7 protein-coding genes are annotated in these 14,483 nt (G+C 72.4%); 1 reads left to right on the top strand and 6 read right to left on the bottom strand.

The genetic code is table 11. The features are described 5' to 3' along the window. Positions 1-16: 16 nt before the first annotated feature. The 4 genes from glgB to ACH4K1_RS07510 all read right to left on the bottom strand — a co-directional run bounded on the left by glgB (position 17) and on the right by ACH4K1_RS07510 (position 7,883). Entirely contained in the window at positions 17-2,464 is a 2,448-nt protein-coding gene (glgB, locus tag ACH4K1_RS07495; protein ID WP_398087513.1) for a 1,4-alpha-glucan branching enzyme, read from the bottom strand. 53 nt (positions 2,465-2,517) lie between these two features. Beyond that, positions 2,518-3,939, bottom strand: coding sequence for a phosphotransferase (locus tag ACH4K1_RS07500; protein WP_398087515.1), 1,422 nt, complete (start codon positions 3,937-3,939; stop codon positions 2,518-2,520). Positions 3,940-4,161: 222 nt separating this feature from the next. After that, positions 4,162-5,868, bottom strand: a complete 1,707-nt coding sequence (treS, locus tag ACH4K1_RS07505; protein ID WP_398087517.1) for a maltose alpha-D-glucosyltransferase — start codon at positions 5,866-5,868, stop codon at positions 4,162-4,164. Continuing rightward, entirely contained in the window at positions 5,865-7,883 is a 2,019-nt protein-coding gene (locus tag ACH4K1_RS07510; RefSeq protein WP_398087519.1) for an alpha-1,4-glucan--maltose-1-phosphate maltosyltransferase, read from the bottom strand. Before ACH4K1_RS07510 ends, treS begins: the two co-directional genes overlap by 4 nt. A gap of 730 nt (positions 7,884-8,613) precedes the next feature. Between ACH4K1_RS07510 and glgP the strand changes: the two genes are divergently transcribed. Next, the gene (gene glgP / locus ACH4K1_RS07515) at positions 8,614-11,283 is read left to right on the top strand and encodes an alpha-glucan family phosphorylase (RefSeq protein ID WP_398087521.1); all 2,670 of its coding nucleotides are present in this window, start codon (positions 8,614-8,616) and stop codon (positions 11,281-11,283) included. A 172-nt stretch (positions 11,284-11,455) separates the two neighbouring features. Here the strand turns inward: glgP and ACH4K1_RS07520 are convergent, their stop codons facing one another. Together ACH4K1_RS07520 and ACH4K1_RS07525 are read right to left on the bottom strand one after the other, a co-directional pair. Further along, positions 11,456-13,495, bottom strand: coding sequence for a M4 family metallopeptidase (locus ACH4K1_RS07520; RefSeq protein ID WP_398087523.1), 2,040 nt, complete (start codon positions 13,493-13,495; stop codon positions 11,456-11,458). A 382-nt stretch (positions 13,496-13,877) separates the two neighbouring features. Then, the gene (locus tag ACH4K1_RS07525; protein WP_398087525.1) at positions 13,878-14,468 is read right to left on the bottom strand and encodes a TetR/AcrR family transcriptional regulator; all 591 of its coding nucleotides are present in this window, start codon (positions 14,466-14,468) and stop codon (positions 13,878-13,880) included. Positions 14,469-14,483 lie beyond the last annotated feature (15 nt).

Raw genomic sequence — 14,483 nt, forward strand, 5'->3', positions numbered from 1 at the left:
GTTCACCTCGGGCGGGCTACGCCGGGCGCAGCCACACCGTCGCCAGCGGCGGCAGCGTCAGCGAGATGCTGGAGGGCCGCCCGTGCGCCGGCACCGCCTCCGCCTTCACCGGCTCCTCGTTGCGCACGTCGCTGCCGCCGTACCGGGCCGCGTCGGTGTTCAGGATCTCCACCCAGCCCTCCGCCCCGGTCTCCGGCACCCCGAGGCGGTAGTCGGTGCGGACCGCGGGGGAGAAGTGCGAGACCGCGAGCAGGGGGGAGCCGTCCGCGTCGTACCGCAGGAAGGCGAACACGTTGTCCTCGGCCGCGCCGCCGTCCACCCAGCTGAACCCCTCCGGCACGGTGTCGCGCTGCCACAGGGCGGGCACCGCCCCGTACACCGCGTTCAGGTCGCCGACCAGGGCCCGCACCCCCCGGTGGTCGGCGGACGCCCCGTACGAGGGGTCCAGCAGCCACCAGTCCGGGCCGTGACCCTCGGACCACTCCGCCCCCTGCGCGAACTCCTGTCCCATGAAAAGGAGTTGCTTGCCGGGGTGGGCCCACATGAAGCCCAGGTAGGCGCGGTGGTCGGCCCGCCGCTGCCACCAGTCGCCGGGCATCTTCGACACCAGCGCCTGCTTGCCGTGCACCACCTCGTCGTGCGAGATCGGCAGCACGTAGTTCTCGCTGTAGGCGTACACCATCGAGAACGTCATCTCGTTGTGGTGGTACTTGCGGTGGATCGGCTCCTTCGCCATGTACTGGAGGGAGTCGTGCATCCAGCCCATGTTCCACTTCAGCCCGAAGCCCAGGCCCCCGCTGTCGGTGGGCCGGGTCACGCCGTCCCAGGCGGTGGACTCCTCCGCGATGGTGACGACGCCGGGGTTGCGGCGGTAGACGGTCGCGTTCATCTCCTGGAGGAAGGCGACCGCGTCCAGGTTCTCCCGCCCGCCGAACTCGTTGGGAGACCACTGGCCGTCCTCGCGCGAGTAGTCGAGGTAGAGCATCGAGGCCACCGCGTCGACCCGCAGGCCGTCGATGTGGAACTCCTCGCACCAGTACGTGGCGTTGGCGACCAGGAAGTTGCGGACCTCGGTGCGGCCGTAGTCGAACTCCAGCGTCCCCCAGTCCGGGTGGGCCGCACGCCGCGGGTCGGGGTGCTCGTACAGCGGCCGTCCGTCGAACTCCGCCAACGCCCAGTCGTCGCGGGGGAAATGGGCCGGAACCCAGTCCATGATGACGCCGATCCCGGCCCGGTGCAGCGCGTCCACCAGGTGGCGGAAATCGTCCGGTGTGCCCATCCGCGAGGTCGGCGCGTAGAACCCGGTGACCTGGTAGCCCCAGGATCCGCCGAAGGGGTGCTCCGAGACCGGCATCAGCTCGACGTGCGTGAAGCCCAGCTCCTTGACGTACGCCGGAAGCTGCTCCGCGAGCTGGCGGTAGGTCAACCCGGGCCGCCAGGAGCCCAGATGGACCTCGTACACCGAGAACGGGGCCTCGTGGACCGGCCGGTCGCCCCGGTGCGCCATCCAGTCCGCGTCCTGCCACACGTGGTGCGAGGCGGTGACGACGGACGCGGTCGCGGGCGGCACCTCGGTGCGCCGGGCCATCGGGTCGGCCCGGACCGTGTGCGAACCGTCCGGGCGGCAGATGTCGTACTTGTACAGCGCGCCCTCCCCGACCCCGGGCAGGAACAGCTCCCACACCCCGGTCGAGCCGAGCGAGCGCATCGGCGTGCCCGTGCCGTCCCAGTAGGTGAAGTCGCCGGTCACCCGCACGCCGCGCGCGTTCGGAGCCCAGACGGTGAACCGGGTCCCGGCCACCCCCTGGTGGACCATCGGCACCGCGCCGAGCGCCTTCCACAGCTCCTCGTGGCGGCCCTCGCCGATCAGATGGAGGTCCAGCTCGCCGATGGCGGGCCAGAAACGGTACGGGTCCTCGATCTCGACGGTGGCGTCGTCGTACGCCACCTCCAGCCGGTAGGCGGGGATCTCCGGTACCGGCAGCACACCGGAGAAGAACCCGTCGCCGTCGTCGTGCAGCCCGGCCCGCACCCCGGCCGCCAGCACGGTGACGGAACGGGCGAACGGCCGCAGCACGCGTACCAGCACGCCGCCCGGGATCGGATGGGCGCCGAGCACGTCGTGCGGCGCGTGGTGGTCGCCGGCCAGCAGCCGCCCCCGGTCGGCGGTGTCCAGGGCCGGTGCGGGGCGGGCGCCCTGGCGGTCGGCGGCCTGCCGGGGGCGCGGCGGGCCCGCCTCCGCCCGGCCGCCCCGGGCGCGCCCGGCGGGGGCGGGTGCGGTGGCGGTCGCGGTGGCCGCGGGCGTCGGGGCCGCCGCCCCGGCGGCGGCTTCGGCGGAGACCTCGGCCGGGGCGGCCGAGGGGGGAGCGGCGACGGTCTCGGCGGCCGGCGCCGCGGCGGGGGGTTCGACCGGGGTCTCGGCGGTCTTGCGGGGGGCCTTGCGGGACGGCTTGCGGGCGGTCACAGGGACTGCCTCCTCGGAGAGTGAAGGGGGGAGAGGGGGTGAAGGGAGCCGGCTCAGGCGGCGGCGGAACGGGCCAGCCGTTGGATGGCCGCCATCGGGACCGGCAGCCAGTCGGGGCGGTGCCGGGCCTCGTACAGCACCTCGTACACGGCCTTGTCCGTCTCGTGTGCGCGCAGCAGCTCCGGTTCGCCGCGCGGATCGGTGCCCGACGCCTGCGCGTAGCCCTCGCAGTAGGCGGTACGGCAGCGGGCCGCCCACTCCGGGTTCCACGGGCGGTGCGAGCGGGCCGCGTAGTCGAACGACCGCAGCATCCCCGCCACATCGCGCACCGGCGGAGCGGGGCTGCGGCGCTCGGAGAGCGGGCGGGCCGGTTCGCCCTCGAAATCGATCAGCGACCAGAAGCCGTCCGCGGAGCGCAGCGTCTGGCCCAGATGGAGATCGCCGTGCACCCGCTGCTGGGCCCAGCCGCTGCCCCGGACCCCGAGGTCGGTCACCGCCTCGAACGCGGCACGCAGCCCCGGGGTGTACGGCGCCAGCGCCGGGACCGCCCGGGCGGCCGCCTCCAGCCGCCGGGTCATCTCCGCGACGAGCTGCCGGGTCTGGGTGCCGCGCAGCGCCGGGGCGGGCAGCGCGGCGGCGAGCGCCGTGTGCACCTCGGCGGTGGCCCGGCCGAGCGCCCGGGCCTCGGGCAGGAAGTCGCGGCCCGCCGCCAGCGCGGCCAGGGCGAGCTGCCACCCGTCGCGGGCCCCGTGCAGGAAGGGCTGGAGGACGCCGAGGGTGAGCGGGTCGGCTCCCGGCGCCTCGAACCAGGCGACCGGGGCCGGCACCCGCCGGCACCCCTCGCGGGCCAGCGCGAGCGGCAGCTCCAGGTCCGGGTTGGTGCCCGGGAAGACGCGCCGGAAGATCTTGAAGATGTACGCGTCCCCGTAGACGAGCGAGGAGTTGGACTGCTCGGCGTCCAGCACCCGGGGCGCGAGGCCGGCCGGGATCGGGGCGGTCCGCTCGAACCGCAGCGAACCGAGGCTCCCGGGTCTGCGGAGACGTTCCAGCAGCAGATCGGCCAGCCGCGGATCGTGCAGCGCGTCGTAGACGGTCCGCCCGGCGAGCGGGCCCCGCTCCACCCGGCCGATCGACGCGCCCGCCAGCATCGGGGGCAGCGATGTCCTTACGCCGAGCAGGAGTTGGTAGCAGTCCTCGCCCGGGCCGCTGTCCCGGGAGGGCTGTTCGGCCCGCAGCAGCAGATGCAGGAGCCCCGGTCCCGCCGTGCCGTCCAGCGGCAGCATCTCGGTGGCCGAGATCAGCGAGAAGCCGGTGACCGGCCGGCCCTTGCCGGCGAACCACCGCTGCCGGGGCAGCCAGGCGTGGAGCAGGGGGGCGAGGGAGGGGAGCAGGTCCCCGTCCGCCGTACTTCCGGTCGTTGCGCTGTTCCTCGTGTTCTTCGCCAGGGCGACGTGACTGGATGCAGCCTCCGACATGGCATCGCGTCCTTTCCCCGGGCACACCACAGGATGCGAAGAGTGTCCCGGATTGCGGCAATGGCTGTCCGGCTGTGCGGGACGTGTCGGGAGAGGAGGGTCCGTACGGACTCGAACGGCGGAACCGTGAAGCCTCCGAAGGCCCTTCGGCAGGCCCTTCGTTTCGCTCAGAGTGCCCCGTGCGGAACGGAGGAAACCGTCCCGCACGGGGCGGACGGCACATCAGGCCGGCGGCGCGTCCTTGCGCAGCCGGAACCAGTAGAAGCCGTGTCCCGCAAGGGTCAGCAGGTACGGCCACTGGCCGATGGCCGGGAAGCGCACCCCGCCGATCAACTCGACCGGGTGGCGCCCGTTGAACGACCGCAGGTCCAGCTCGGTCGGCTGCGCGAACCGCGAGAAGTTGTGCACGCACAGGACGAGGTCGTCCTGGTACTCGCGGGTGAACGCCAGCACCGCCGGGTTGGACGAGGGCAGTTCGGTGTACTGGCCGAGGCCGAAGGCCGGATTCTGCTTCCGGATCTCGATCATCCGGCGGGTCCAGTGCAGCAGCGAGGACGGCGACGCCATCGACGCCTCGACGTTGGTGACCTGGTAGCCGTAGACCGGGTCCATGATCGTGGGGAGGTAGAGCCGCCCCGGATCGCTGGAGGAGAAACCGGCGTTGCGGTCGGGCGTCCACTGCATCGGGGTGCGCACCGCGTCCCGGTCGCCCAGCCAGATGTTGTCGCCCATCCCGATCTCGTCCCCGTAGTAGAGGATCGGGGAGCCGGGCAGCGACAGCAGCAGCGCGGTGAACAGCTCGATCTGGTTGCGGTCGTTGTCGAGCAGCGGGGCGAGCCGCCGGCGGATGCCGATGTTGGCGCGCATCCGCGGATCCTTGGCGTACTCCGCGTACATGTAGTCGCGCTCTTCGTCCGTGACCATTTCGAGCGTCAACTCGTCGTGGTTGCGCAGGAAGATGCCCCACTGGCAGTTCTTCGGGATCGCCGGGGTCTTCGCCAGGATCTCGGAGACCGGGTAGCGGCTCTCGCGGCGCACCGCCATGAAGATGCGCGGCATGACGGGGAAGTGGAACGCCATGTGGCACTCGTCGCCGCCGGACGCGTAGTCGCCGAAGTAGTCGACCACGTCCTCCGGCCACTGGTTGGCCTCGGCGAGGAGCACGGTGTCCGGGTAGTTGGCGTCGATCTCCTTGCGGACCCGCTTGAGGAAGTTGTGGGTCTCGGGCAGGTTCTCGCAGTTGGTGCCCTCGCGCTGGTAGAGGTAGGGCACCGCGTCGACCCGGAAGCCGTCGATGCCCAGGTCCAGCCAGAACCGCAGGGCCGCCAGGATCTCCTCCTGGACCGCCGGGTTCTCGTAGTTGAGGTCCGGCTGGTGGGAGAAGAAGCGGTGCCAGTAGTACTGCTTGCGCACCGGGTCGAAGGTCCAGTTGGACGTCTCCGTGTCCACGAAGATGATCCGGGCGTCCTGGAACTGCTTGTCGTCGTCGGCCCAGACGTAGTAGTCGCCGTACGGCCCGTCCGGGTCGGTGCGGGACTGCTGGAACCACTCGTGCTGATCGCTCGTGTGGTTCATGACGAAGTCGATGATGACGCGCATGCCGCGCTGGTGGGCGGCGTCCACGAACTCCACGAAGTCGGCGAGGTCGCCGAACTCCGGCAGGACGGCGGTGTAGTCGGAGACGTCGTAGCCCCCGTCGCGCAGCGGCGACTTGAAGAACGGCGGCAGCCAGAGGCAGTCGACGCCGAGCCACTGGAGGTAGTCCAGCTTGGCGGTGATGCCCTTGAGGTCGCCGATTCCGTCGCCGTTGGAGTCCTGGAAGGACCGGACGAGCACCTCGTAGAAGACGGCGCGTTTGAACCAGTCGGGATCGCGGTCCTTGGCTGGGGTGTCCTCGAAGGTGTCGGGGACAGGCTCATTGACGATCATGGTGTGGGTGACCCTCCGGTCGGCGGGGACGGTCGCAGGACCGCGATGTGCGCAGGCGTGACGCCCGGCTCCAGGCGCACATAGAAGGTCCTGCCCCAGTGGTAGGTATCGCCGGTGAGCTCGTCGCGCACCGGTACGCGCTCGTGCCGGGAGAGGCCGAGCCGCTCCATGTCCAACGAGACCGTGGCCTCCTGGGTGTGGTGCGGGTCGAGGTTCACGACCACCAGAACGGTGTTCGATCCGGAACGCTTGCTGTAGACGATCAGCGCTTCGTTGTCGGCGTGGTGGAAGTGGACGTCGCGCAGCTGCCGCAGAGCGGGGTTGCGCCGGCGGATCCGGTTCAGCGAGGTGATCAGGGGCGTCAGGGTGCGGCCTTCGCGCTCCGCCGCCTCCCAGTCCCTCGGACGCAGTTCGTACTTCTCCGAGTTCAGGTACTCCTCGCTCCCCGGCTTGGCCGGAGTGTTCTCGCACAGCTCGAACCCCGCGTACACGCCCCACGAGGGGGACAGCGTCGCGGCCAGCACCGCCCGCGCCTCGAAGGCCGGGCGGCCGCCCTCCTGGAGGTATCCGGGAAGGATGTCGGGGGTGTTCACGAAGAAGTTGGGCCGCATGTACGCGGCGGCGTCCCCGGCCAGCTCCGTGACGTACTCCGTCAGCTCCTGCCGGGTGTTGCGCCAGGTGAAGTACGTGTACGACTGCTGGAAGCCGATCGCGCCGAGCGTGTGCATCATCGCGGGGCGGGTGAACGCCTCCGCCAGGAAGACGACGTCGGGGTCGGCGCCGTTGACCTCCTCGATGACCTTCTCCCAGAACACCACCGGCTTGGTGTGCGGGTTGTCGACCCGGAAGATCCGCACCCCGCGGTCCATCCAGAAGCGCAGGATGCGCACCGTCTCCGCCACCAGGCCGCGCATGTCCTTGTCGAAGGCGATCGGGTAGATGTCCTGGTACTTCTTCGGCGGGTTCTCGGCGTACGCGATCGACCCGTCGAGCCGGTGGTGGAACCAGTCCGGGTGCTCCTTCACCCACGGGTGGTCCGGCGAGCACTGGAGCGCGAAGTCCAGCGCGATCTCCATCCGCAGATTGCGGGCCACGGACACGAAGTGGTCGAAGTCCTCCAGCGTGCCCAGCTCCGGGTGGACCGCGTCGTGCCCGCCGTCCGCCGAACCGATCGCCCACGGCACCCCCGGATCGTGCTCCCCCGGCGTCAGACTGTTGTTCGGCCCCTTGCGGTGGGTCGTCCCGATCGGATGGATCGGCGGCAGGTACACCACGTCGAACCCCATGGCGGCGACCGCCGGCAGCCGCTCGGCCGCCGTCCGGAACGTGCCGCTGACCAGCCGGGTCGGGGCGTCGGGCGAGGTGTCGGCCGGGTCCACCGGCACCCGCTTCGCCCCCTCGGAGCGCGGGAACAGCTCGTACCACGACCCGAACAGCGCCCGCTCGCGCTCCACCCGGACCGCCAGCGGCTTGGAGCGGGTGACCAGTTCGCGCAGCGGGTACCGGGCGAGGACCGCCTCGGCGGCCGGGGTCAGCGCCGCCGCCAGCCGGGCCCCGGCCGGGTGGGCGGTGTCGCGCAGCGCGTCCACCGCCGCCAGCACCGCCTCGCGGCCGTGCTTCTTCGGTACGCCCGCGGCGGCCCGCTCCAGCAGCGACGCGCCCTCCGCCAGCACCAGGTCGGCATCGATGCCCGCCGGGACCTTGATCTCGGCGTGGCGGCGCCACGTGGTGACCGGATCGCTCCACGCCTCCACCGTGTACGTCCAGCGGCCCTCGGAGTCCGGGGTGACGTCCGCCCCCCACCGGTCCGTGCCCTGCGCCAGCTCGCGCATCGGGGTCCACGGCCCGACCCGCCCGCCCGGATCGCGCAGCACGACGTTGGCGGCCACGGCGTCATGGCCTTCGCGGAAGACGGTGGCGCTGACCTGGAAGGTCTCACCGACGACGGCCTTCGCCGCCCGTCTGCCGCAGTCGACGAGAGGACGGACGTCCAGGACGGGAATACGACCGATCATGGAATCACCTGAGGGCTGGAGGAGCTCTGCGTGCACGGGGGACGGCACGCGGGCGGAGAACCGACCGCGTGTGCCGCGAAGACGGGGATCTGTCCTTTGTACTTGCTCAGCTGTCCGCTGACGGGCTCTGGGCATGGCCGCTCCTGTCCGCGTTCACTCGAATGGCACTCGAATGGGTGGGTCGCGGGGGTTTCGCGCATGTTTCGGGACGCGCGGAGAACGTGTGCGCTCCGGGTCGTGCCGCGTACCGGGAAAGCCTTCCCCGCCTCCGCGAGGGGGAAATCCGGCGCTGGACGAACTCCTCGGTTCCCACCGGGAGGCCGGGCTCCACCGCGCGCGGCGCGCACGCCCCCGGTGGGTGCGGGGGCCCCGAAGCGCCCCCACGGGTTCCGGATACCCGCTCTGCGGCGCCACACGGCAGCCTTCCCTGTGCCCGGGAGGTCCACAAGGCTGCGTACGGGGGTGAATCGGCCAAACCCACAGGTGAGCGGTGTGACGGGGGAGCACGGGCGGGGCGGATGAGGCGGTCGGGAAACGGCGGGGGGCGGCCCGGGGGCGCCTTTCGTACGGGTGCGAGGGGAGGCGCGCGGCGGGGCGGCCCGGACCCGGTGAGCCGTCCGCGCGCCGTGGCAGGCCGCCACGGACGGCCGCTACCGTCAGGGGTGACGGAAGGGACGCACCCCGTGGTGCGTCCCCTCGGATGCGCAAGTCCCCTGTAAAGGTGGAGTACGTGAAGGCCATTCGTCGATTCACCGTGCGTCCTGTCCTCCCCGAACCCCTCCGACCCCTCCACGACCTCGCGCGCAACCTGCGCTGGTCCTGGCACACCGAGACCCGTGAGCTCTTCCGGTCCACCGACCCCGAGGGCTGGCGGCCCGCGGACGCCGACCCCGTACGCCTGCTCGGCTCGCTGTCCGCCGGGCGGCTCGCCGAACTGGCCGGGGACGAGGAGTACCTCGGCCGCCTCGCCGCGGTCTCCGCCGACCTGGCGGAGTACCTGGAGGGCCCCCGCTGGTACCAGGAACAGCGGGTCGCCGGAGCCGAACTCCCCCGTGCCATCGCCTACTTCTCACCCGAGTTCGGCGTCACCGCCGCGCTGCCCCAGTACAGCGGGGGCCTCGGCATCCTGGCCGGCGACCACCTCAAGGCTGCCAGCGACCTCGGCGTCCCGCTCATCGGCGTCGGACTCCTCTACCGCCACGGCTACTTCCGCCAGACCCTCTCGCGCGACGGCTGGCAGCAGGAGCACTATCCCGTCCTCGACCCCAACGAACTCCCGCTCGACCTCGTCCGCGAAGAGGACGGCGCCCCGGCGCGCGTCGTCCTCGCCCTGCCCGGCGGCCGCTCGCTGCACGCCTGCGTCTGGCTCGCCCGGGTCGGCCGCGTGCCGCTGCTCCTGCTCGACTCCGACGTCGAGGAGAACGCCCCCGGCGAACGCGACGTCACCGACCGGCTGTACGGCGGCGGCAGCGACCACCGCCTCCTCCAGGAGATGCTCCTCGGCATCGGCGGGGTGCGCGCCGTCCGCATCTGGTGCCGCCTCACCGGCACCCCCGAACCGGAGGTGTTCCACACCAACGAGGGCCACGCCGGCTTCCTCGGCCTGGAGCGCATCCGTGAACTGGCCGCCCAGGGGCTCGACTTCGACGCCGCGCTCGAAGTGGTCCGGGCCGGGACCGTGTTCACCACCCACACCCCGGTGCCCGCCGGGATAGACCGTTTCGACCGGGGGCTGGTCGCCCGCCACTTCGGCGACGACGGCGAACTGCCCGGCCTGCCCGTCGAGAAGGTCCTCAGGCTCGGCACCGAGACCTACCCCGGCGGCGAGCCCGAGCTGTTCAACATGGCCGTGATGGGCCTCAGGCTGGCTCAGCGCGCCAACGGCGTCTCCACCCTGCACGGGGCGGTCAGCCGGGAGATGTTCTCCGGGCTCTGGCCGGGCTTCGACGCCGCCGAGGTGCCCATCACCTCCGTCACCAACGGCGTCCACGCCCCGACCTGGGTCGCCCCCGAGGTGTTCCGGCTCGGCGCCGGCCAGGTCGGCGAGGACCGCGCCCACCAGGTGCTGGCCGGCGGCCCGGTGGCCGGCGCGGCGTCCGCCTCCGGCTCCACGCCCCGCCGCTGGGACGCGGTGAGCGGCATCGGCGACCAGGAGATCTGGGACCTCCGCCGGGACCTGCGCGGCCAACTGGTCACCGAGGTCCGCCGCCGCCTCTACGCCTCCTGGCGCAGGCGCGGCGCGGGCACCGCCGAGCTGGGCTGGATCGACGGCGTCCTCGACCCGGACGTCCTGACCATCGGCTTCGCCCGCCGCGTCCCCTCCTACAAGCGGCTCACGCTCATGCTCCGCGACCGCGACCGGCTGCGGGCGCTGCTGCTGCACCCCACGCACCCGATTCAGATCGTCGTCGCGGGCAAGGCCCACCCCGCCGACGACGGGGGGAAGCGGCTGGTGCAGGAGCTGGTGCGGTTCGCGGACGACCCGCGCGTACGCCACCGCATCGTCTTCCTCCCGGACTACGGCATGGGCATGGCGCAGAAGCTCTACCCCGGCTGCGACGTCTGGCTCAACAACCCGCTGCGCCCGCTGGAGGCGTGCGGCACCAGCGGGATGAAGGCGGCGCTGAACGGCTGCCTCAACCTGTCGGTGCGCGACGGCTGGTGGGACGAGTGGTTCGACCCGGACTTCGGCTGGGAGATCCCGACCGCGGACGGCTCCGCGGTCGACGAGGACCGCCGGGACGAGCTGGAGGCGAACGCCCTCTACGCCCTGATCGAGGACCGGGTCGCCCCGCGCTTCTACGACCGGGGGGCCGAGGGGCTGCCCGACCGCTGGATCGAGATGGTCCGCTCCACCCTGGTCAACCTGGGGCCGAAGGTGCTGGCGGGGCGGATGGTCCGCGAGTACGTGGAGCGGCTGTACGCCCCCGCCGCCCGGTCCCGGCGGGCCCTGGAGCCGGCCGCCGCACGGGACCTCGCCGCCTGGAAGGCCAAGGTCCACGCGGCGTGGCGGGGCGTCTCGGTCGACCATGTGGAGTCGGTGGCCGACACCGCCGAGTGCGGTTCGGCGGAGCTGGGGGCCACCCTGGCGCTGCGGGCGCGGATCGCGCTCGGCGGGCTCGACCCGGACGACGTGGAGGTCCAGGTGGTGGCGGGCCGGGTCGACTCCGGGGACGCGATCGCGGACGCCCAGGTCTTCCCGCTGAAGCCGGCGGGCGGCCAGGACCTGGAGGACCGCTGGCTGTTCGAGGGCCCGCTCGCGCTGGACCGGACGGGGCCTTACGGCTACACCGTGCGCGTCCTGCCCGCCCACCCGCTGCTGGCCACCGGCGCCGAACTGGGGCTGGTCGCGCTGCCGGCCGAGGCGGCGGGGGAGGGCGCGGGCGTGCTGATGCGCTGAGCACGCGCCCCGCGCCGGCCGCACCGCCCGTGTGCGGCGGGCGGCCCGGGATGGCGAACGGCCCGGGAGGGGGATGACTCCTCCCGGGCCGTTCCGTCTGTGCTCCCTCCCCGCCGGGCCGATGGCCCTGCGGGGCGCTTCCGTCGGGCTGCTCAGCCCGCCGGAACCGGGATCAGAAGGTGAGCTTGAAGCTGTTGATCCGGCCGGTGTCCTGGCGGGCGATGTCCTGGACCTTCAGCTTCCAGACCCCGTTGGCCACCTCGGACGAGGCGTTGACCGTGTAGGTCGCCACCACGTTGTCCGCGGAGTCGCCGGAGGAGGAGTTCTTCAGCCGGTAGGCGGTGCCGTCCGGGGCCACCAGGTCGATGACCAGGTCACCGCGCCAGGTGTGGGTGATGTTCACGTCCGCCTTGAGGGTGCTCGGCGCGTTGCCGGCGACACCGGAGACGGTGACCGCGCTGGTGACGGCCGCACCGGCGTCCGGGATGGCCACGGGGGTGTTGTTCTCGAACACCTTGCCGCCCGGGTCCGGGTTGCCGCCGCCGGGGCGGGCGCCCACGTTGACGCCGGCCCAGGCGTGGGCCACGGCCGCGTACTCGGGGCTGGTCGTCCCGTACAGCTCACCGGCGACCGCGAGCGTGCCGGTGCGGGCGGCGGCGTAGTTGGTCGTCGAGGTGAACTTCGTGGTGAGCGCCTTGAACCAGATCTGCAGCGCCTTGTCCCGGCCGATGCCGGTCACCGGGAGGTTGTCGGAGGTCGGCGAGTCGTAGGTGACGCCGTTGACGGTCTTGACGCCGCTGCCCTCGGAGAGCAGGTAGAACCAGTGGTTCGCCGGGCCCGAGGAGTAGTGGACGTCGACGTTGCCGATGCCCGAGTACCAGGCGTCCTTGGACGAGCCGTCCTTGGAGGGCTTGTCCATGTAGCGCAGCGGGGTGCCGTTGCCGCGGATGTCGATCTTCTCGCCGACCAGGTAGTCGCCCGGGTCCGCGGCGGTGTTGGAGTAGAACTCCACGCCCGCGGCGAAGATGTCGGAGGTGGCCTCGTTGAGACCGCCGGACTCGCCGCTGTAGACGAGCTTGGCCGTGACCGAGGTCAGGCCGTGCGTCATCTCGTGGGCGGCCACGTCCAGGGAGGTCAGCGGCTTGACGTTGCCGTCGCCGTCGCCGTACGTCATGCAGAAGCAGCTGTCCTGCCAGAACGCGTTGACGTAGTTGTTGCCGTAGTGGACGCGGGAGTACGCGCCGACGCCGTCACCGCGGATGCCGCTGCGGCCGTGCACGTTCTTGTAGTAGTCCCAGGTCTCGGCCGCGCCGTAGTGGGCGTCCGCGCCGGCCGTCTCGGCGTTCTGCGGAGTGCCGTCGCCCCAGATGTCGTCCGGGCCGGAGAACAGCGTGCCGGTGCCGGAGCTGCCCCGGTTCAGGTTGTACGTCTTGTGGTTGCCGCGCGTGGTGTCGGTCAGGGTGTACGAGGGCGCGGTGCCCAGGGTGACCTGGCCGTTGTACTGCGTGTTGCCCGTGCCGTTGTGGACGGCCTGCCACTCGTAGAGCTTCTCGCCCGAGGTGGCGTCGGTGAGGACGTGCAGCTCGTTCGGGGTGCCGTCGTGCTGGAGTCCGCCGACCACGGTCTCGTACGCGAGCCGCGGGGAGCCGCCGCCCAGCCAGACCACCTTGCGCGGGGCCTCGGCGGCCTTCTTCGCCGTCGAGCCCTCGGCCTTCGCCGCGCCGAGCGCCTGCTTCTCGGCGGCGGCCGGGGCCACGTCGGCGGTGAGGCCGACGGCCTTCAGCTGCGCGCTGGTCGCCTTCGACGCCTTGCTGACACCCTCGGTCTTCCCGGCCGGGGACTCCTTCACCACGAGGTCGCCGCCGAGGACGGGGAGCCCGCCCAGGGTGCGCTCGTAGCGGGTGTGCGTCGTGCCGTCGCGGTCCTGGACGACATCGCGGACCACGAGCTTCTCCGTGGAACCGAGGCCGAGCTGCTTGGCGGTGGCCGCCTTGGTGGCGTTGGCCTCGCTGAGCAGCTCCGCGCGCTGGGCCGGGGTGAGCTTCGCGGGCAGGGCGCCCGGGTCGGCCTTCGTGCCCGCGGTGACGCCGCCGAGCGGGGTCGCGGCGGGGGTGGCGGTGGCGGCGCCGGACGGGACGGCGACGGCTATGAGGGCTGCTGCGGCGATCAGAGCGCCGGTCGCGGTGGTGCGACGGCTGGGCGTGGATCTCACGCGGACTCCTTCTGCGAGGGGGGTACCGGGCGGCCTGGACGGGCCGTCCGGACGGTGCAGGCGGTGCGCAGAACGGGGTGAAGAGTGTCAGCAGATGACCGCACCTGTCAGGAGCGCGTCAATAAGTTGGCCGGTTTTCGTTCGTTGCCGGAAAGGTCATGTTCGTTAAGCGGACGTTTCGCCGATCATTGCCGCAGTGTTACCGGGCGTTGCGCACCCCGGCATTCACAGGGTGGTCACAGGTTTTGCGCGCAGGGTCCGCCGCGGCGGCACGGCCGGGGAGCGGTGAGGCGACCGCCTGATGAGACGGCGACGGGTTCTGGCCAGATTCACGCGCCGGAATGCGCCGGTCCGCCGGAACCGGGCGCGGGCGGGGGAGGGATCAGCCGGTCGCGCCCGGCGGGTACACCGTGTCCAGGAGGTCGCGGACGAAGCGGTCCGGGTCGTCCAGCCCCGCCGCCGCGAGCGTGCCGGGCCCGTTGGTCAGCAGGTGCGGGACGGCCGCGTGCAGGGCGAGCGTGACGACGGCCGCCCGCTGCGGGGTGACGGGCAGTCCGGCTCCGCGCTGGGCCAGCTCGAAGCCCGCGAAGTCGCCGCTCGCCATGGGGTCGAGGATGCCGGACAGCCAGGGCCGCCGGGTGGCCTCGGCCTGGAGCTCCAGCACCGCCAGCAGGCGGGCGCGGCCCGGCCCGGCGACGTTCTCCAGGAGGGAGCGGAAGAGGGCGACCAGCCCCTCGCGGTCCGTCGGCCCCGGACCGGCCGCCAGACGCCCGGTGAGCGCGCGGTACTGCTCCAGGCAGCGCTCCGCCACCGCGCGCAGCACCGCGTCACGGGTCGGGAAGTAGTTCTTCGTGGTACCCGGCGGCACCTCGGCGGCCCGGTCGACGGCCCGGTGGGTCAGCCCGCGCCCGCCGTCCCGCGCCAGCACCTCGATCGCCGCGTCCCGCAGCCGGTCCCGCCGGTCCGGATTCACGCCCGCCCCTTCCCT

It is taken from the genome of Streptomyces sp. NPDC017448 (assembly GCF_044330565.1).
Lineage (GTDB): Bacteria > Actinomycetota > Actinomycetes > Streptomycetales > Streptomycetaceae > Streptomyces.

Coding starts and splice junctions, on each gene's coding strand:
- ACH4K1_RS07500 (WP_398087515.1), bottom strand. CDS start 3,939: ATGTCGGAGGCTGCATCCAGTCACGTCGCCCTGGCGAAGAACACGAGG.
- treS (WP_398087517.1), bottom strand. CDS start 5,868: ATGATCGTCAATGAGCCTGTCCCCGACACCTTCGAGGACACCCCAGCC.
- ACH4K1_RS07510 (WP_398087519.1), bottom strand. CDS start 7,883: ATGATCGGTCGTATTCCCGTCCTGGACGTCCGTCCTCTCGTCGACTGC.